At 50.3% G+C, this 19,828-nt stretch carries 17 protein-coding genes; 8 read left to right on the plus strand and 9 right to left on the minus strand.

All coding sequences use genetic code 11. From position 1 onward, the window contains the following. Positions 1 to 22: 22 nt before the first annotated feature. The gene (locus OWN49_RS03850; RefSeq protein WP_176283239.1) at positions 23 to 763 is read right to left on the minus strand and encodes a squalene/phytoene synthase family protein; all 741 of its coding nucleotides are present in this window, start codon (positions 761 to 763) and stop codon (positions 23 to 25) included. Positions 764 to 848: 85 nt separating this feature from the next. Then, the gene (gene asnB / locus OWN49_RS03855) at positions 849 to 2,690 is read right to left on the minus strand and encodes an asparagine synthase (glutamine-hydrolyzing) (RefSeq protein ID WP_003155123.1); all 1,842 of its coding nucleotides are present in this window, start codon (positions 2,688 to 2,690) and stop codon (positions 849 to 851) included. Between the two features lie 175 nt (positions 2,691 to 2,865). On the opposite strand from asnB, the gene OWN49_RS03860 reads away from it, so the two are divergent. Then, positions 2,866 to 3,408, plus strand: a complete 543-nt coding sequence (locus OWN49_RS03860; protein WP_176283238.1) for a DUF2777 family protein — start codon at positions 2,866 to 2,868, stop codon at positions 3,406 to 3,408. Positions 3,409 to 3,660: 252 nt separating this feature from the next. Here the strand turns inward: OWN49_RS03860 and OWN49_RS03865 are convergent, their stop codons facing one another. Next, positions 3,661 to 4,017 (minus strand): YisL family protein, encoded by a 357-nt coding sequence (locus tag OWN49_RS03865; RefSeq protein ID WP_003155128.1) that lies wholly within the window; start codon positions 4,015 to 4,017, stop codon positions 3,661 to 3,663. A gap of 93 nt (positions 4,018 to 4,110) precedes the next feature. Beyond that, positions 4,111 to 5,016, minus strand: coding sequence for a fumarylacetoacetate hydrolase family protein (locus OWN49_RS03870; protein ID WP_176283237.1), 906 nt, complete (start codon positions 5,014 to 5,016; stop codon positions 4,111 to 4,113). A gap of 215 nt (positions 5,017 to 5,231) precedes the next feature. Here OWN49_RS03870 and OWN49_RS03875 point away from each other — a divergent pair, with 215 nt between their 5' ends. From OWN49_RS03875 to OWN49_RS03905, 7 genes are all read left to right on the plus strand, one after another. Then, positions 5,232 to 5,441 carry an aspartyl-phosphate phosphatase Spo0E family protein gene (locus OWN49_RS03875; protein WP_165408884.1) on the plus strand — a complete coding sequence of 70 codons (210 nt, stop codon included), beginning with the start codon at positions 5,232 to 5,234 and terminating at the stop codon, positions 5,439 to 5,441. A gap of 190 nt (positions 5,442 to 5,631) precedes the next feature. Further along, the gene (locus OWN49_RS03880) at positions 5,632 to 5,853 is read left to right on the plus strand and encodes a spore germination protein (protein WP_003155135.1); all 222 of its coding nucleotides are present in this window, start codon (positions 5,632 to 5,634) and stop codon (positions 5,851 to 5,853) included. Between the two features lie 12 nt (positions 5,854 to 5,865). After that, entirely contained in the window at positions 5,866 to 6,102 is a 237-nt protein-coding gene (locus OWN49_RS03885) for a spore germination protein GerPB (protein WP_003155138.1), read from the plus strand. A 35-nt stretch (positions 6,103 to 6,137) separates the two neighbouring features. Next, positions 6,138 to 6,755 (plus strand): spore germination protein GerPC, encoded by a 618-nt coding sequence (locus OWN49_RS03890; RefSeq protein ID WP_031378472.1) that lies wholly within the window; start codon positions 6,138 to 6,140, stop codon positions 6,753 to 6,755. Continuing rightward, complete coding sequence (locus OWN49_RS03895; protein ID WP_003155141.1) at positions 6,752 to 6,928, plus strand: hypothetical protein; 177 nt, start codon at positions 6,752 to 6,754, stop codon at positions 6,926 to 6,928. Before OWN49_RS03890 ends, OWN49_RS03895 begins: the two co-directional genes overlap by 4 nt. Beyond that, a complete protein-coding gene (locus OWN49_RS03900) occupies positions 6,928 to 7,323 on the plus strand; it encodes a spore germination protein GerPE (RefSeq protein WP_077722031.1) in 396 nt (131 codons plus the stop codon). The genes OWN49_RS03895 and OWN49_RS03900 overlap by 1 nt, the downstream gene beginning before the upstream one ends. Positions 7,324 to 7,362: 39 nt before the next feature. After that, a complete protein-coding gene (locus OWN49_RS03905) occupies positions 7,363 to 7,581 on the plus strand; it encodes a spore germination protein (RefSeq protein WP_003155143.1) in 219 nt (72 codons plus the stop codon). Between the two features lie 43 nt (positions 7,582 to 7,624). Here OWN49_RS03905 and OWN49_RS03910 read toward each other — a convergent pair whose 3' ends face one another. The 5 genes from OWN49_RS03910 to addB form a co-directional block, all read right to left on the minus strand. Beyond that, the gene (locus OWN49_RS03910; protein WP_070081602.1) at positions 7,625 to 7,918 is read right to left on the minus strand and encodes a hypothetical protein; all 294 of its coding nucleotides are present in this window, start codon (positions 7,916 to 7,918) and stop codon (positions 7,625 to 7,627) included. Between the two features lie 15 nt (positions 7,919 to 7,933). Then, the gene (sbcC, locus tag OWN49_RS03915; RefSeq protein WP_176283236.1) at positions 7,934 to 11,326 is read right to left on the minus strand and encodes an exonuclease subunit SbcC; all 3,393 of its coding nucleotides are present in this window, start codon (positions 11,324 to 11,326) and stop codon (positions 7,934 to 7,936) included. After that, positions 11,323 to 12,495, minus strand: a complete 1,173-nt coding sequence (gene sbcD / locus OWN49_RS03920) for an exonuclease subunit SbcD (protein WP_003155146.1) — start codon at positions 12,493 to 12,495, stop codon at positions 11,323 to 11,325. The genes sbcC and sbcD overlap by 4 nt, the downstream gene beginning before the upstream one ends. Before the next feature lie 64 nt (positions 12,496 to 12,559). Then, positions 12,560 to 16,264, minus strand: a complete 3,705-nt coding sequence (addA, locus tag OWN49_RS03925; protein WP_176283273.1) for a helicase-exonuclease AddAB subunit AddA — start codon at positions 16,262 to 16,264, stop codon at positions 12,560 to 12,562. Continuing rightward, entirely contained in the window at positions 16,251 to 19,751 is a 3,501-nt protein-coding gene (addB, locus tag OWN49_RS03930) for a helicase-exonuclease AddAB subunit AddB (RefSeq protein ID WP_172614583.1), read from the minus strand. The genes addA and addB overlap by 14 nt, the downstream gene beginning before the upstream one ends. Positions 19,752 to 19,828 lie beyond the last annotated feature (77 nt).

Genomic DNA, 19,828 nt, shown 5'->3' on the forward strand with positions numbered 1-19,828 from the left:
CGTTAAGAAGCCGGGCGTTTTTTTATGCTTGCGAAAGCCGTTTTCTCATGTCACCGAGCTCTGACCGGTAATGTGCCAGCAAACTGGTAACGGCGGGCCTTGAGTATAACGGAAACAGCTCCAGCTCTTCAGACGCCTCCTCGAAATACGCCTCAGCCTCGAATGCGATGTACTCCCATACATTCATAAAAGCTTTGTTGACAGTACGGCTCTCCAGCTCTTCTTCCGTATAGCCGAATTGCATCATCACCTGGCGCGGGAGACGCTTTTTCGACCGCTCATCCGTATGGACCCCCAGAAGCACCCGGGTCAGCTGAATGGCTGCTCCTAATGAAACGGCTGCATGGCGGAGTTTCTCTTGGTTCCGGCGCGCGCAAACCGGCAGCAGAAGCAGGCCGATGGCTCCGCCTGTTCGGCCCGCGTACATCAGCAGGTCATCAAACTCTTGATACGTTACTTTTTCTCTGTCAGAGATGTGGCCGGCGATAAACTCACGCAACGGCTCTTCTTCAAGCGCAAATTGCTGCCGCACATCAGTGAGCGCCTCCCACAAAAAGCCGTCGGCGAGTGCCCCGTTCAGAAAGTCTTGTGCCGCCTGTTCAAATCCTCCAAGTTCCTGCACATCAAGCCGATCAGCTTCGTGAAACAAAGCAAGCACCGCCCATGCGGCCCGCCTGTTTTTTGGCGGCAGGGATGAGAAAGTCCGTTTATATAAAGGAAAGTGCGCCTCGGCAAGCTGGGCGCATGTTTCATATTCGGTCATGGTATCACTCCTCTGTTTTTTAGTGTACCATATGTTTCACAATAAAAAGACCGATATCCTTCAGCGGAAACCGGTCGCGGCACTGTTATTCTTCTATATCGATACGGTACGCCTCAAACCATGTATGGATCTGGGCAAGATGGGCGATCAGCTGCGGGCCTTTCATCAGCTGGCCGAACCACGGCACCTGAAAAGATGAACCTTCTGTCTCCAGCAGCATTTCCAGCTTCTTTCTGTCAAGCAGGGTGTGAAGCACGGAATCTTTCTGTTGCAAAATCGTTTTCAGCCATTCTGTAACCCCCTGCGTGTATTTCGGGTGATGCGTTTTCGGATAAGGGCTTTTTTTGCGGTACAAAATATCTTCAGGAAGCAGTCCTTCAAGCGCTTTCCGCAAAATGCCTTTTTCCCGGCTGCCATGCATTTTCATTTCCCAAGGAATATTCCAAACGTATTCCACAAGTCTGTGGTCGGCGAACGGCACCCGTACTTCAAGACTTGCGCCCATGCTCATGCGGTCTTTGCGGTCGAGCAGATTTGTCATAAACCAAAGCATATTTAAGTAGAACAGCTGCCGTCTCGCTTTATCTGTTCCCGTCTCACCGTCTAACAGCGGCGTTTCCGCAATGGTTTCTTCATATCTCGCATTCACGTATTCTCTAAGATTCAGCCGTTTTTGCCACTTTTCATCCAAGAGCGTGACCCTCTCCTCAGTCGACCTCATCCAAGGAAATCCGTCTTCTTCTGCCGCGGTGTGAAACCACGGATATCCGCCGAAAATTTCGTCCGCGCATTCTCCGGAAAGACTCACGACAAAATCTTTTTTAATTTCCCGGCAGAACCATAATAGCGATGAATCAACATCAGCCATGCCCGGCAGGTCTCTGACGAGAACGGATTCCTCCAGATGTTCAACCAGCTGATCCTGCGTAATCACGCATTTATGATGCTGTGTGCCGAATGCATTTGTCATTTTATCGATCCACGGGCCGTCATCATTCGGCTGAAAGGCGCTCGCTTTAAAAAATTTGCTGTTCTCCTCATAATCAATTGAATAAGTATGAAGGGGATCTCTTCCTTGTTTCTCAAAATGAGCGGCGGCTATCGCGGTTATCGCGCTCGAGTCAAGCCCCCCTGATAAAAACGTGCAAACCGGCACGTCAGATACGAGCTGGCGTGTCACTGCATCCTGAAATAAGTACCGAATGTGAGCGGCGGTTTCATCGAAGCTGTCTGTATGCTTTTCGCTCTTTACATTCCAATAACGCCATATGGACAAACCGTCCTTTGAGAAAGTGAACGCATGGGCGGGACGCACCTCGTGAATTCCTTTAAACACCCCGCAGCCCGGAGTTCTGGACGGCCCGAGTCCGAATACTTCCGCAAGTCCGCCGCTGTCTGTGCGGGCTTTCACATCAGGATGAGCAAGGATGGCTTTCAATTCCGACCCAAACAGAAAGGAAGAGCCGTGTTCTTTATAAAAAAACGGTTTGACGCCGAGCCGGTCTCTTGCCCCGAACAGCCGCTTGCGCTTTTCATCCCAGATGGCAAAAGCGAAAATACCGTTCAAGCGGTCCACGCACTCCTCCCGCCACTCAATATAGCTGTGCAGCAGCACTTCTGTATCAGAGGTCCTCTCAAAACGGTGGCCCCTCGCCTGAAGCTCCTTCCGCAATTCCTCCGTGTTATACAGCTCGCCATTATAAATGATGGTGTACGTTTCCTCTTGATGCGTGCAGGCCATCGGCTGGCGGCCGCCTTCAATGTCAACGACCGAAAGTCTTTTATGTCCGAATAAAACATGGGGCTCTCCCCAGACGTTTGAATCATCAGGCCCTCGTTTTGAAAGAGTGTCTATCATATTGTTCATAATATGTTTCTCTTGGACGAGCTGCTTTTGAAAATCGACCCAACCCGCAATTCCACACATGTGATATCAGCTCCAATCCCGTTTCTGTCGGTTTCAAATTCGTTTCTATCAGCACTTTACCCAGTTTATGCAAAGAAACTCAGATAGTTGATTTGTCCCACTAAGACTTGTATGAGACAAGCCCGATTTGGAAAGAACGGAAGAGAAGAAACAAACAAAGGAGACCGGCACGGTTATGAAACGAAAACAGCTTTTCTCAGAAAAAAACAAATGGGGGCGCGGCACCCTGATGATAGAGGACGGCATCTGCCTCGTCGAAAACGATGAAGGCGATATCCTGCTTGCAGACAGTCTAGGAAACGCAGCCGTATTGATGAAACACGGCGGCCGATGGCAGCCGGCACGGATTTGCGGCGGTTCGGCCGAAATCGGCGCAGACACCATCCCCCTGCTCGGCGGGGAAGAAATCCGTTATGAAAAAGCGGTCAAACGGCCGCTGTTAACCTTGCTCGATTCGCTGGACGATGAAACGTTTCTGCTGTTTCTCAGCCATCTGCACGGGTTCGGCCTGTCTGTATATGATTGCGTATTTTCCTACAATCAGGCGCTGTTTTCCGGTGAAGGCGTTTCGTTTTATCACTTCTCGGCGGATGACGCACAATGCGCCCTGCAGCATCACCGCGGCAGCTCGGGTAAACACGACAGATTTGAATGGACGGCATCTGACGGGCGGCGCTCCATTATGTATTCTGCGGCAAAACAAGACGGCACCGCGTAACAAACAGGCGGCACCTTTTAAATAGGTGCCGCCTGATGTATTCAGCTTTGTTTTTCACGCTGATTGACGGCCGGCGTTTGCTTTTACCCTTCACAGCCGTAGCTTTTACGGCAACAAGAGTGATTGATGCTTTTGGCATCCTGCACATCTCCTTCGCCTCATCACCATCCCCCTGTCACGGCATTTCTCATTCAGCGGCACAGTTGCGCAACTAAAAAAACCCGGATGCATCCGGGTTTTTCAAGCGATTGATTAAAATACGTGAAAGCCGATCGGCAAGTGAAGGCCGAGCAGCACCGTCAGGACGAGCACGATAATAAAACCGATCCACAGTCCGCCGGTTGATTTGCCTTTTTTCTTACGGATGACGAGCATTTCCATCAGTCCGATGGTAATGATGCCGAGCAGCATTTTTCCGGCGTACTCTCCGTTCCAATTCGCAAAACGGACAAAAAGCTCAGCTCCGGTCAGAATAATAATAATGTAGAATAAGCGCAGAATCATATGCGTAATTTTTGCGCCCTTCGCTTTTCCGGCACCGTACAGCCCGTAGCTGACAAACACCAGGATAAGCGCAACGACCCATGAAGTAATATGCCAATGTGTCATTATGTTCAATTCCCCCTATCAGATCAATCTGCCTCACTTATGGTACCACAACAAGCCTCTCGGAGCATTATCAAGCGTGCGAAAGACACACAATTATCCGATTTGGTTCGACAGCGTGCCGATCGGTTCAATTGTAATGTCAATACGGTCCCCCGGCTTTAAAAATTTCGGCGGCTTAAATCCTTTTCCGACACCGGACGGCGTCCCCGTCGCTATAATGTCACCGGCTTCAAGCGTCATTCCTTTTGACAGCGTCTCGATTAATTCAGCTATCGGAAATATCATGTCACCCGTTGATCCTGATTGGCGCAGTTCACCGTTCACCCGCGTTTCAACTTTCAGGCTTTGCGGATCGCTGACGGCCGACTTATGTACAATGACCGGGCCCATCGGGCATGTCGTATCGAGGCTTTTGCCGATAAAAAACTGTTTATGTTTTTTCTGCAGATCGCGCGCTGTGATATCATTTACAATTGTATAGCCGAATATATGATCAAGCGCATGTTCTTTGGAGATGTGCGATCCGCTATTTGATATGATTACCGCAAGCTCCCCTTCATAATCAAGCTGCTCCGTTACGTCCAAGTGGCTCTTCACTGTTTCTCCGTGTCCTGTAACGGCAGCCGGGGCTTTCGTGAAAACCATGGGATGCTCCGGTATATCCGCCTCACTCCCCATTTCAACGGCATGATCACGATAATTTTTCCCGATGCAGATCACGTTCTTTGAAGGTCTCGGAATAGGCGCGCAAAGCGTTACGTCAGACAGCGCATACATAAATGAACCCGACTCGTCATTCGGTTTTTTCGCCCATTCCGCAAGCTGTCCGGCATGCGCGACAAACTTATCTCCTTTTTGAATGCACTCGATCAGCGAACCCGGAATCGTCTCAAGTTCAAACAATTTTTTTTCAGCCTTTTGCAGATCTAAGATTTTGTCATCATCAATAATCAGACCGACAAATTTTCGGCTGTTCAGTTCCCCTGTCGCAAATTTCATGTTAATCCCCCATCATTTTTAAATGGCATTCCTTTATGTATTCTTCCTCCGAACGGGAAATCCCTCTTTTAAACAGGCTGAAAATAAGTGTAAAAGAGTATCAAAAATTGTCACTTTTTTAGTCATATTGACGAAATAAAACCTTCTTGGCCAAAATGGGTTATACTATTATCATCCTATGTTTTCCAAAATAATCGAGAATTGGAGATCACACGATGAACAAAATTGAAGAAAAAAGATTAACTTTATTCGAGACAGCGCAAAAATTCGGAATCAATGCGACGGAGACCATCAGGTGCAGCCAGGAGCTGGACAGCCTTTTAAACGGGTGCCGGGGCGGGCTCATCCAACAAACGAAAGACAGCGGGACGAACCCGGCCGCACAGATTCAGCACGGCCGCGAAAGAAAAGAGGCTTTCTCATAAACGTGATATGTATATAAATCTGTATCATTTATGTATAAGACCCGGCATGTGTAAAGCGCCGGTGTTTTTTACGTCTAAAGTTTTTTCCGCTCACAAAAATGTGCATTTGTCATAAGCTATTTTAGGCAGGCAGCCCAGATAAGCTCCTGGAGTGCAGTCATGAAAATCTTCACGAAAAGGATGTGCTCGTATGCCCGCAATTGTCGGAGCGTTTAAAATTAATGCCGTCGGTACGAGCGGAGTCGTTCATATTGGCGACTGCATCACCATTTCTCCAAAAGCAGAGGTTAAGACATTTGCCGGAGCGGGCAGCTTCAATACCGGAGACAATCTCACACTGACGAATTACAGGAATTCAACGAATGTGTACGATAATGATGTAATCGATCAGCCGATGGCAGGAAACGCATAAAGGAGGCGCCGTATGAATTTTTACGTCAATCAGTCGATCCATATCAATTACATGCGTGTAGAATCTGTCAGCAATTCCTCCATACTGCAAATCGGAAGCGCCGGTTCAATTAAATCTCTTTCCAATCTGTACAACACAGGGAGTTATGTTGAGCCGGCGCCGCCTGTCACCGCGGGGCAGCAGGCTGTAACAACAGGGGGAGGTCCCGGCACCTCATCATTTGTACCGCTCCAGCCGCCAAGCCGGTAGTTTTAATGAAGGAAACGAGACGCGAGGTGAATGTCATGTATGATCAATCCGTTTCATCCTACCTGCAGAATTTAAATTCTTTCGTCCAGCAGCAGGCGCAGCAGATTCAGGAGCTCGAACGGCAGCTGAAAGAATTCCAAAATGAAATTTCAACGCTGAAGCAGCAGCCTTCTACAAGAATTGATCGGCTCGAGTATAAATTTGATCAGCTGAAAATTGAACGGCTGGAAGGAACGCTGAATATCGGATTGAATCCGACTGATCCGAATGCCGTGCAAAACTTCGAAGTCGGCCAGACATCTCCGCAGGTCGGAATGATGCAGCAGGAACAGGCGGGCCAGCAAATGCAGCAAATCCGTCAAAACGTCGATATGTACCTGAATGAAGAAATCCCCGCGCTTTTAGAGCAGCTCGAAACTCAGTATGAGAGCAGGCTGGACGAAGCGAACAAATATCATATTATTGAAGATATCAGAAAGCAGATGGACAGCCGGATTCAGTATTATCTGTCCCATGTCCCGAAAGAAGAAAATACGGCGCCCGCGCAATATGCCGAGCAGATTGCCGAACATGTGAAGCGTGATATTGTCAGGGCCGTCGAGCACTTTATTAAACACATACCTGGTGAAATGAAAGGTGATGATCCGTCATGATTTTTACAGTGATTAACCGGAACATTGAAGTCGGCGACATCCGGTCTACCGGTGTATCCAGTTCTTCCTTATTATTAATCGGCGACACCGATTCCGTCTATCTGTCTTCCATCTTTGACACGCCTCCGGAATCTCTTATTATCGGGCCTTATGTGCCGCTGGCGCCGGAATAATGTTAAAGCGCATTTCACGCCTCCGGAACGCCAAAATCAATTCAGTCGGGATTGCGAGTGTCTTTCAAGCAGGCGATACGAATGAAATCAATATGCGGATCAAAGTATTGGCCGATCAGCGTAGTCTTGCTGTATACAGAGATGATGAAGGCTCATTTAACAAAAAAGAATACCAGATCTTTCGGCAGCCGGCCGTCATGCCGTTACCGGAAACGGGAGTCCAAAGCGCATTCTGCCATGAAAACCCTTCAATTCGGGTAAGGAATGTGAAAATTCAAGGGGTATCGTCAGCGTCCGTGGTTCAAATCGGATCGACGTCGATCGTTCTGGGAGATTCGCGGCTGAAACATATTAGGCAGATCTTCACGCCAAGCTCACAATCACAGCAGCCCTGACATATAATGACGGTGAGACTTCTATAAAGGGTGTCGTTTATGCCAGCAATTACCGGACCTATAGCTATCAATTCCATATCGGGCGGAGTCGTAAACTTTGGTGATTCCTTTTACCTTTCTCCAAAAAGCTCTTCTAAATCTGCGCTCGGTTCGGGAGCAGGCAATACCGGAGATTTCCTGTTATTAAACAACGTTGTCAATGCGACAAACTATATAGACCCCGATGTCAGCGATCAAAATGTGGTCGGAAACGCCTAAAAAGCAGCCGCTCTTTCAGAAGAGGGCTGCTTTTGGTTCAGCGTTATTTTCGTTCATTTGCTTTTTTTGTTTTTACAAGCTTTTCCGGCGGCTGTTTTCTGATCCATTTCACAAACCGCGCGAGTTTCGGGTCACGCCGCAGCTCTTCTATTCCCGCGAGCCTTGCCGCAAGCTCCTGATTCGTATAGAGCGCGTGAATCTGTTTATGACAAGGGATGCAGAGCATTGCGGTCGGAAGGAATGTCCCGCCTTCTTCCTTAGGCGTTAAGTGGTGCTCCGTCAGCCGCACATGATGGCGGCCGCATAATTCACATGTGCCCTCGGCAGAATCGGCCATAATTCCTTCTCCTTTCTACATGATCTCCAATGTGACCCGGGTGCCTTTCCCGCCCGGTTCGGACGGATGAACGATTAATTTTTTCGGCAGACGCGCTCTCAGCTCCTGCACATGGCTGATCACTCCGACGGATAAGTTGTCCGATTGCAGCTTTTCGAGCGCTGTGACAACGGTGTCTAAGAGCCCTTGGTCAAGAGTCCCGAATCCTTCATCTAAGAAAAAGAATTGCAGCGGGTATTGCCCCCGCAGCTGAATCTGGGCGGACAAGGCAAGCGCAAGCGACAGCGATGTCAGAAACGTCTCCCCGCCGGAAAGGCTTGATACGGGCCGTTTGACGCCTCCGTTCGCGTCATCACGCATGACGAAACCGCCTTCTGAATCGACTAATATGGCATACCGCTGCCTTGTCAGCGCTCCGAGACGGGCAGAGGCGTCCCGAGCCACGCTTTCCAGCTGTTCTTCCGCTAAAAATTCGACGAATGTATTGCCTTTACATACAGACTGGAGCTTATCAAGCCTGTCAATCTGTGTCTGCCAGCTTTTCAGCTCGGCTTCAATTTCTTTAAAGCGCTTATGCTGTTTTTGCATAACCGCGTAGGCTTTTGCCTGTGCTCCTTTTTCCTCCATGGCGGCGCCTGACTCAGCCTCTGCATGCTTCAGCAGAGAAACCGATGCTGTCCATTCTTCCTCCGATATCCGGCGCTCGGCTAATTTATCAGTAACACGGCTGATATTTGCCGATAGCTGTTTGGAGGTGTCCAGAAACTCATCAATTTCTTTTTTCATTTCCTCTGCACGCCCTTGCGGAAGCAGACTTTTTTTAACTTGGTCCGGTTCGGTAAACCCGGTGTCTTTTGACCTCACGCGCCAGTCGTTTTGCGCTTTCTCAAGAGAGGCCTCAGCATCCCTGAGTGACATGAGACTCCCTGATTCCCGGCCTTTTGCGTCATTCAGCGATTGCTGCGCCTGCTTCAGCGCATCGAATAGGGACTGTTCTTTTGATTTTAACAGCTGTAATTCCTGCCGCACCGCTTCAAGCTTTGCGGAAATTGATGTTTCTTCAGCTGCTGTTCCGAGCTCTTGTTCATATCCGTCAATCACCTGCTGCAGGCGCTCAGACGCATAGTGAAGCTCGAGCCGTTCCCGTTCAAGCCGATGCTTCATCTCCTGCAGGCGTTCTTTCTCCTCTTCATGTTCCTTGAGGAATGCGATGCTTGTTTCAATGCGCTTCTCACATTCTTCTGCCTGCCTGTCCTTCTCATCTATCGAAGCCTGCCAGGCGTCAATCCGGTTTGGCGGAATATCACCGCAGACTTCGTTGTACTGATTCAATCGGCTTTCTGACAGCGATTCAAGCTCTTCTAATGAATGTCTGAGACGGCCGGCTTCTTTTTCCTCGTAGCGGATTCGTTCGGCAAGCTGCTCAGCTTGTTTTACCGTCTGCTGATGCGCGCTGATCAGTCTTGTGACCTTCTCTTTTACCGACAGCATATCCTGTTTCATTTGTTTCCATTCCAAGCGGACGGCGCTGAACGCTTCATCAAGCGGGCGTCCGCTGATGGAAGAAGCGGCTTCCAGCTCCGGAACCCGGGCGCTTTGCAGAAACGGACATTCTTCGGTAAAACGCCCCGACTGTTCTTCTAATGCAACCTTGGCTGTCAGCACTTCCTGAGAAAGAGCCGCCGCCTCAGAAAGCAGTGCTTCCACCTGCTGCAAATGTTCCTGCACAGCGGTATCAGGCGAGAATGTTTCATGAGCGGAACGCGGGCGGTCATGCTGCGTCGAGCCGCATACAGGACAAGGCTTTCCTACGATCAGTTTTTCCGATAATTCTTTTGTTAATGCAGCCGTTCTCGCTTCCTCTGAGCGCCTGCGGAGATCGGCTTGCGTTTTTTCAGCCCGTTCGGCTGCGGCTTTCAGTGAACGTTCCGTTTCACAGACCATATGGTAAACGGTTTGCAGCGTTTGATAAGCGCGCGTAATGTCTTCCTCTTCCGTTTTCGCTTTCGCTGTGAGCGACTCGCTTTCTCCGTTGAGCTTCTCCACGTTTTTCAGCTGCGTTGTCAGATTGGCCCGCTCTTTCGTGATTTGTTCCTGTGTCTGCTGAAAGCCCGCCGCCAGCTGTGCTGCGGTCTGGCATTTTTTCCGTTCATCGGCGGTCACTTGAACTGCTTTCAGCTCTTCTTTCAGCTCATTCTGCCTGTTTTGGCCGCGGGTCAGGCGGTCTTTCACTGCGGCCAGCTGTTTCGAGGCGGCTTCGTATTCTTCCTCTTTTTTGCTGTGCTCCGCATTTGTTTTTTCCGCTTCTTTTTTCGCTTCAAGCAGTTTTTGTTCAATGGCTGAAAGTCTTTGATACAGCTCTTCTTCCTTGACAAGTTTCGGCTCCTGTTCGGCCTTATGGGCGCGCCATGCTTCATAGGCTTCATTTTGCCGGGTAAATGAAACGGTTTCCGCCTCTGATTTCCGTTTGGCCAGTTCGTGTTCCTGTTCGGCGCGCTGCTTCCGGCGGACGGCTTCGGTGCAGCGGTCTGCGTACGGCTCAAGGGCGAGAGCTGTTTCCGCCTCTTTAAGACGCTCAGTCAAATCCGTGATGTACGGGCGTCTTTCCTCGAGCTTTTTCTCCCGGCGCTCATATTCATCTCTTTCTGTCTGCAAGTTCCAAATTTCCTGGTGATTTTCAAAACGCTCTTTTGCCCGGACCCGTTTCTTCTCAGCTGCTTCAAGCCGTTCGTTCGCTTCGTGAAACTGCTGTTCAGCCTGCTTCAGCGCATCTTCTCCTGCGTCTCCGAGGCCGGATTGTTCGGCCAGCATTTCATTTTTTTTCGCTGCCGCTTCCTGCGCCCGCCGCCGCAATTTTTTGACAAGCCTGTCCCCGTACTGTTCCAGATTAAACAGGCGCTGGAGCATATGTCTTCTTTCCGCGCCTTTAAGCGACAGAAACTCGGCAAACTTTCCTTGCGGCAGAACGACGGCTCTTGTAAAGTCGTCAATGGTCAGGCCAAGAAGCTCCTCTACCTTTTTGTTCACTTCATTCGCTTTATCGGCCAGCACCGTTTGTTCGTCTTTGATTTCAATCAGCCGGCAGAGGGCGGTTTTTACTTTCGTTTCATCCGTTCTCTTAAAAACGCGCTCGACCTTGTAGGAAACCCGGTGGCCGGATTGAAGCGCGAATGTAAATGAGACGGCAAGCTGATCTTCGGCATGATTCAGAATGCCGTGCGTATTATTTGCGGCGCGCTCCACTTTTCCGTATAAAGCGAGTGTCATGGCATCAAGGATCGACGATTTTCCGCTTCCGGTCGGCCCGAAAATCCCGAACACCCCGGCTCCTGACAGTCCGGCAAAATCAATGGTCTGTTCCTCCCTGAAGCTGTGGAGCCCTTTTATCGTTAACAGAATCGGCTTCATGTCGCATCCTCCTCATCATCTGCTGACGCAAGCTCTAAAAACAGCTTGACCATCTCCTCATCCGGCACGCCGCCGCCCGTTTGTTTTTCATAAAACTTCTTAAATCGATCCTCAATTGATGTGTGTTTCACTTCAATCCGGTCATTTTCGGTCTCTTTTTCTTCAAAAACCGGCCTGATATGGATAAAGCCGGGATGCGCCTTTCTCAGCCGATGAATTTCCTCGAGAGAAAGCTGATCCGTCAAATGGATATCAAGATCGATCCAGGCATTCCGGTCACGCCCTTCATCAAGCCAGCCGTGAACCTCGCTCAGCCCCTGCGCTTTCCATTTGACGAGCGGTTTACCGGAAGACAGGAAAATCTCTTCCCACTTCGCTTCTCCGCCGGGCTTCGCTTCTACCACTGTCACCGATTTGGCATAACCGGCTTCCGAAAAGCTGTATGCGAGCGGAGAGCCTGAATAACGGGCAGCCGTCTTGGCGCGCTTGATCGTTTGCGGACGGTGGAGATGGCCGAGAGCCACGTAAGCCGCATCAGCCGGCAGGCTGTCAGCGGCGACCGTGTAAGCGCCCCCGACTTCAATCGGGCGCTCTGAATCGGTCTGATTTCCCCCCGCGACATAAATGTGGCTCGCCGCGATTTTCACGGCATCGTTCCGGCACAGCCCGCACATGTGAGCAAACGCCTCTCTGATTTTCACATCGTAATGATCGCGAAGAAGCTTTTCCTCAAACGTATCAGAAAGCACTTCGTTTAATCTCGCCTCTGACGGATATGCCAGCGCGGCTACGGCTAACAGCTCGTCCGCCGACGGCACCTCAATATGGACGGGTTCTGTCCGCGGATAGCCGATTAAATGAATGCCGCGCTCATTTGTTAACGGAGAAGCCGCCGCCAGCCTGTCGGGATTGTCATGGTTTCCGGCAATGACGACAACCGGGCGTTTTCCGCCGTCAGAAAGCGCGGAAAGACTTTCGTAATACAATTGTTCAGCGAGCGCAGGCGGGTTGACCGTATCGAATACATCTCCTGCCATAATGACCGCATCAATGTTTTCTTCCTTGACAATGGTATTCAGCTCTTCCAGTACTTCGGCCTGCTCGCTCAGCCGGCTTCTGCCTTCCAGCGTTTTGCCGAGGTGCCAGTCAGCTGTATGTAAAATGCGCATACCGCATTCACCTCACTTTTTGATAGAAAAAAAGATCCGCTCCAAAAAGGAGCTTCGGATCTCGTTACAGTGTAAGAACGTGACCTCCATCGAAGAAATAGAGCGCACGCCCTTTCACTTTCGTTTTTGTAATTTGTTCAACCGCTTTTGTATACAATTCGATTTGTGTTTCATATCTTTTTTGCAGAATCGGAGCCGCGCCTTCAAATCCGTTCCGGAATTTCCCCTCTATCCGATCTGTTTTATAGTCCAGCAAATAGAGACCGTCCGCAGTTTCGTAGAGGCAGTCAATAATCCCTTGCACGAGCAGCGGTTCACCGGCCGTTTCGGCATCCTTGTACACCTCGCCGGCCGGAAGCGCCATACTGAACGGCACTTCCCGGTCAATCCGCAGCGCTCCGAGAAGGTCTTTACCGATTTCAGTTCCGAAAAACCGGACAATTTCTTCTATATCAATGGCTTCCTGCTGCTCTTCTGTCAGCAGCTCTTTTTCGTAAAGCATCCGGACCGTCCGCTCTGCTTCTTCGGCAGTCGGAACGTGCGTCAGCGGTATGTGCTGCATCACCGTATGCATCGCCGTCCCTTTTTCGGCGGCTGTCAGCCCTTTTTTCATCATAAAACCGGGACGCCTGTATAAAAGCGTGTCTCCTGACGGTTTGATGAGAGAGCGGCCGCTGTATTCATCCTCGTACTCTTGCTTTCTCTTCAGCTCAGAAACTGACTGCTTCGTTCTGATAGCCGTCAGCTCTCGGTACGGATATTCCCATTCAAGCAGACGGCGCGCCTGATCATCAAATGAAAACGAACCAGGAATCGGCTCGCCCTGCTGTATCGCCTCGAGACGTTTGCTCTTTTCTTCAGCACGTTCTTTTGGATTCTCTTCCAGCAATTCACTTTGCTGAAGCATCCGGATGTGAAAACGCGACGGGTCGCGCAAGATATCCTCAGTCGAAGAAAGTCCCGGCGTCCTGTGCGCCTCCATGTCACGGTGGCGGATGAGCGCCGGCCCGATAAAGTCCAAATAAGATGACGCCTGATAGCGGTCGAATTCAGAAAGAAGCCAATCAGCCCGGTCTGCTTGGGCCTGCCATTTGGCCAGCTGTTTTTCCCGGTTTTTGCAGGAACCGACGAGAAACAGCTTTTCCTTCGCTCTGGTCAGCGCCACATACAATACGCGCAATTCTTCGGATAAGAGCTCTCTGCGCATCTTTTTCTTCATCGCCACAAGCGGAAGAGTCGGATAGCTGATTCTGAGTTCCGGATGAATATACTTCGTGCCGAAACCGAGCTCTTTATCAAGCAGGTATGATTTGTTGAGATCCATCATATTAAAACTTCTGCCGAGTCCGGCGGTGAAAACGACGGGAAATTCAAGTCCTTTGCTGCTGTGGATCGTCATCAGCCGCACGACATCCTCCTGCTCGCTGAGCGCACGGGCGGTCCCCAGATCATCGCCGCGCTCCTGCATCCGTTCAATAAACCGCAAAAAGCGGAATAACCCGCGGAACGCCGTCGCTTCGTACGAGCGCGCCCGGTCATACAAGACGCGCAGATTGGCCTGGCGCTGCTTTCCGCCGGGCATGCCGCCTGCATAGTCAAAATATCCGGTATCGCGGTATACTTCCCAAATCAGCTCAGACACCGAATGATTCGTCGAAAATGACCGCCACTTTTGCAGACTGTCATAAAAGGTTCTCAGTTTTTGATACAGTTCATCATGCCTGTCACCGTTCGCTATATATGCTTTCAGCGCTTCATAAAACGGCGCTTTTTTCTTTTCAAGGCGTATCAGCGCAAGTTCATTTTCGTCACAGCCGACGATGGGCGAGCGCAGCACGGAAGCAAGCGGAATATCCTGATACGGATTATCAATCACCTTCAAGACTGAAAGCGCCGCAGCCACCTCCACGGCTTCAAAGTAACCCGACGTCAAATTGGCGTACACCGGAATGCCCTGGTTTTTCAGCTCTTCCATTAATTGCGGCGCCCACGGCATGGAGCGCAGCAAAATCACGATATCCCGGTACTGGATATTCCGGTGTGTTTTTGTTTTCCCGTCATAGACCTTAAACGGAGATGAGACAAGCTTTCGGATCTCCCCGGCTATCGCTTTCGCTTCCCAATGCACGGTTTCAAAGTCTTCGGCATCCTCGGAGCTGCTTGCGTCATCAGCGCTGTCAATCAGCAGCAGTTCCGTTTTTGCCGCGTCATTCGGCGGATACGATGCGCCGAGCTTCAATGCCGCCTGTTCATCGTAGTCCACTTCGCCGATTTTTCCGCCCATCAGCTGCTTAAACAAGAAATTCGTACTGTCCAAAATATCGGAACGGCTGCGGAAATTTTGGTTCAGGTCAATTTTCTGCCCCGCGCCTTCCCCGCTTTCTGTGAACCTTTTATATTTCCCGAGAAACAGCAGCGGCTCAGCAAGTCTGAAACGGTAGATCGATTGTTTGACGTCGCCTACCATAAACAGATTTCCCGCCTGTTCATCCCCGCTTTTCACAAGCTGCAGGATAGACTCCTGCACAAGATTGGTATCTTGATATTCATCAACCAGAACTTCATGAAACTGGTCTTGATAATAAACGGCCGCTTCGCTCGGCACCCGCCGGCCTTCTTCATCAACCGCAGTTAGAATCGCCAGGCAGTAATGTTCCAAATCTGAGAAATCAATAATTGATTTTTCTTGTTTCGCCGCTTCAAATCGTTTTCCGTACGATATCACGAGCTGAACGAGCGTTTCGATGACAGGCTTCATATCTGTTAAACTCTTCAAGTGATCTTGCGGACTTCTTGTAAAGTAATCGGTCTTTAACTTTTCGATCAGTTTCTTCGCGCCGTTTCGCAAATCGGTCGCTTCGTCCAAAAGCGCTTTGTCAAATTCATCACCCTTTACCGGCTTCGCCCGCTTAAATGAGACTGCGGGGACCCGTTCATACAGCGCATCGAAGTCATGCCGGCAGCTGATCAGCTCTTCTATCTGCTGAAGGTCATCCAGAAAATCACCAGCGCGCGGGGCCGGCCCGCCGGGCGCTTTTGTCAGTTCAAGCGCCTTCTCAAGCTTTTGTTTTGCCCCGAAGAGCGCCATTTCCGCATCTTCTCTCACATACTGGTAAAACGGAAGCTCTTCCATTTTGCTTTCTTCCGTCACGTCATACAAGCGGACAAAGCTCTGCAGCCACGCTTCCGGGTCAGGATGCGATCGGGAATACTCGTACACCCGTTTGACAAGGTCTTGAAGATCCAGATCATGCCTGTCTGTCGTATATCTGTCCGCAAGCTCAAAAAACGCCTGATTCCCTTTTGCGTATTCATCTTCAAACAGCTCATCAAGCACTTCGTCTCCGAGCAATTCGCCTTCCGTCTGGTCAGCCATGCGAAAACCTGGGTCAAGATCAATCATATAATAATATTTTTTAAGCACTTGCAGACAGAAAGAGTGAAGCGTCGAAATGCTCGCCCGGTTTAATAGAGAGAGCTGCCGTCTGATATGCAGAGATCCCGGATTTTTGGCGAGCTCTTTTTCTAATGCTTCAGCGATCCGATGCTTCATCTCCGCTGCTGAGGCGTTTGTAAAGGTCACCACAAGGAGCCTGTCAACATCAACCGGATCTTCCTCCGCGGTTATCTTTCTGATCATCCGTTCCACGAGCACGGCCGTTTTACCTGATCCGGCTGCGGCAGCGACAAGAATATCGCGGCCCGAAGAAACGATGGCGCTCCATTGGTCATCCGTCCATATGCTGTCTTTCGGTTTAGGAATTTGCATCATCATCCGCCTCCTTTTTCAGCCAATCCAGTATGGTGCCGTCTTTTTCCGCTTTCAGGCTGCGGTATTCATTTTCCTTAAGCGACTCATCAAACTGGCACACCGATTTAAACGCACAGTACGTACAAGGCGTCTTATCTTTCAGCTTATACGGGGTAATGGACACAAGTCCGTCCGTTATCGCTTCGCCCGCCTGTTCAAATGTCCGCCGCACATGGTCTGTCAGCAGATGAAAGTCCTGTTCGCTGACCGCCGCTGAGTCGGATCTTAAAGACCCGTCCTTTTTCAAACCGGCATTGACGATATTTGAACGCCCTTCCTCCAAAGTCGTGTCCATCAGGCTGATCGCCTCCCGGTCACCGAGGAGAAGGCCTTTCATTTTAAATTTCTTAAAAATTTCCTGCTCGATTTCATCAAGCCCCATCGGCAGACTGGCCTGAATCATCGGATCATGGATATGGAAATACAAAACGCCTGCCGGGGTCGCTTTCATGCCGAGCCAATCCGCGGAATGTGTAATCGATAAGTCAAGATATGTGAGCATTTGCAGAGCGAGCCCGTAATACACCTCAGCCAGATCAAGCCCCCTGTCGCTTGATTTATAATCAACGATTCTCAGCAGCAGGCCTTTTGAACTTTCCGCTTTATCCACGCGGTCGATCCGTCCGACGAGTTCCATCGTACAGCCGTTTTTCAGCGTGAAAGTGAGCGGAGGCAGCGGTCCGCTTCCGCCAAAGCCGAGTTCAAGACCGACCGGGACGAAACCGCTCGCCTTTGCATGCTCGCTTAATATGCCAGAAACACGCGTGACGATCTTCTGCAGTTTTTCCTTCACATAGAAGTGTCTGTTTGAGCTGAGCAGAATCTCTTTTTGCAGCTTTGGCGCAAGCCGTTCCACCGCTTCATAGGAGAAATTCCGGCACTGATCTTTCGTCAGATCGCGCCATTCCAGCTTCTGCTCACGAAGCCGGTCTGAAATCAGCTTCAGACTGGAGTGAAACAGCTGGCCGATATCCGGCGCTTCCAGCTTGAAAAACTGCCGCTCTTTTAATTGCAGCCCGTGAGAGGCAAAATGGGAAAACTGGCAGGCATTAAACGCCTCCATCCGGGAGACGCTTCCTTTAATATGCTCGCCGTAAAGCTGGCGCGAAACAGGCCGTTCAAGACGCTTCGCCTCATTGCGGAAAAACAGGCTTGAAAACAGCTTTTTCGCACGCCGGTGATCAGACTCTTTCATCAGCACATTGTATGCGCTCCACCATACGTCACTGATCTCGTACTCTCTTGTCCACAGCCTGAGCTGACTTGCCGTATACGTCTGAGCCACCTGTTTATTGACGAGATACTGAAGCTGCTCTTCTTCGCTTACCTGCTCGGGATCAGCCGCTGACAGCTTTTCCTGATGATCGGGAAACAGCTCGCCAAGCCTGTTTACAACGATTGACGGCAGGAGCGTTTTTCCTTCCGCATCGGCAATCGGGTATGACACATAGAGACGGTCAGACGGACTCGACAGCGCCATATAGATGAGAAAATGCTCATCAAGCAGCCGCTCACGCCCCGCGGAAGACAGCTCCACTCCGACTGCTTTCAGCCACTCCCGGTCATCATCAGACAGCACGCCGTTTTCATCCGGGCGCGCCGGAAGAACGCCGTCATTGGCCCCGATGACGAATGTGCAGGACGTGCCGTATATTCTTGAGAGATCCATATTCCCTACAAATACTTGGTCAAGCGCAGGAGGAATTAAAGAAAAATGAAGCGATTCCGTTCCCGTTTCAAGCATTTGCTGGAACAGCGCTAAAGATATTTCATCTTCACCCATCATGCCGGCAAACTCCTCGAGAAGCTGGATAACGGCATCCCACGCCTGGCCGTGCTGCTGCGCTTCGATCATGTTTCCGGCCTCTTCGGCCCGCTGCCTTTTCCGGTCCAGCTTCAGGGGAACATCGGTATCTTCCAAAAAGAGATAAAGAGCCTCCGCCATACTTTGAACCGTTTTCGCTTTTTTCATCCGGTTCTGCAGCCGGACAAGGGGTGCAGCTATCCACTCTCTCGTCTCATTCAGCATGTGTTCCATCTCGATTTCCTGATCCGTCTGCGCGAAATCCTCATCGAGCGATACGAAGCGCCTGTATACAAACCGCTCGCCGTTCGTCCAGCGCTCCCCTTTAATGCCGTAGGCGATACAGTAATTTTCAAGCTGATCAACCTGCTCTCTTATTTTCTGCTCCGGCTGATCAAGCGGGAATAACAGTTCGGTTTTCGCACAGCGGAACACCGCTTCATATCTCCAGTTCCCCTTCACGACATCCAGGCTTGAACGGATGAATTCAATAAGCGGGTGATGCTGCATAGAAGCTTTTCCGTCAATAAAATAAGGAAGCCCGTAATCGGCAAACACTTCCTTCAGCAAATCTTTATAATCTTCCGGCTGACGGATGAGAATCGCCATATCTTTGTACCGGTATCCTCCGTCCCGGACAAGCGATTGAATTTCCCGGGCAATACCTTCGAGCTCAGCTCTTCTGTTTTGCGCCTGCATGACGGTAAAAGCTTCCTGTCCGCCGGTATACGCCGCGGCGGGACGCACATCGTACTGCGACTCTATACAGGCAAGCTCCGGCACATGCCGATGCCGCTTCGTGCCATGCAGTTCCTTGCAGGAAATATCGGCATTCAATTCCTTTGCCGTCTGATAAAGCTTATAGTATGTGCTTCCCGTCATTCTGAACAGATCGAGCTCATCCGGTGCCTGTTCCGCCGAAGGGCTGTCCGCCGTCAGCGAGAATGTGACATGTTCAGCATGCATGATCAGCTGCTCCAGCACCCTTAATTCCTGCGGCGTAAATTGATAGAATCCGTCGACGTAAACACGGGCGCCTTTTACAACGTCCGCCAAAGGAATCTGCTGAGCGAGCAGCGTCAAATAGTCCTCTGAATGCAAATAGTGTCCGGCGAGGCTTCTTTCCATCTGCTGATATAAAATCCCTAAATCATGAAGTTTTTCAGACAGCATCCGCTCTCCGCGATATTCTGACGCCGTTCCGCTTTCCGCCATGCGGCGGACGTCTTCAGGCTCAATACAGTATCGCTTAAACTCTGTCAGCATCCGTTCCACCTGCTCAGTGAATCCGGCTTTGTCACTCGCTTTTTGATACACTTTAAACTCGTGCTTATGTTCTTCAATCAGTTTCCTTAAAAGCATCTGCACACCCGTCGTCGTCACAAAAGGACGGTTCATGCCCCCGGTATGCTGAAGCACGCGCCACGCCAAACGCGAAAAACTGAACACTTGAGCGCGTATCATGCCGCCGATATCCGGCGTTTTAGCAAGCTCATATTCCATTAAAAACGTCATTTGATCCGGGACTAGAAAAATGATCGGTTTCCCGAACGGCTCCCGGCGCAGTTCATCTTGAATGCTGTCGATAATCAGCCTCGTTTTCCCACTCCCCGATCTGCCTACTAAAAACTCAACACCCAAATTAGAAGACCCCTCTCTTTTTATCTTTCTACATTTTATCGAAAGTTGACGAAAATGACCAATCTCATCTGCTGGTA

Source organism: Bacillus sp. NEAU-242-2 (assembly GCF_027853835.1).
GTDB lineage: Bacteria > Bacillota > Bacilli > Bacillales > Bacillaceae > Bacillus > Bacillus velezensis.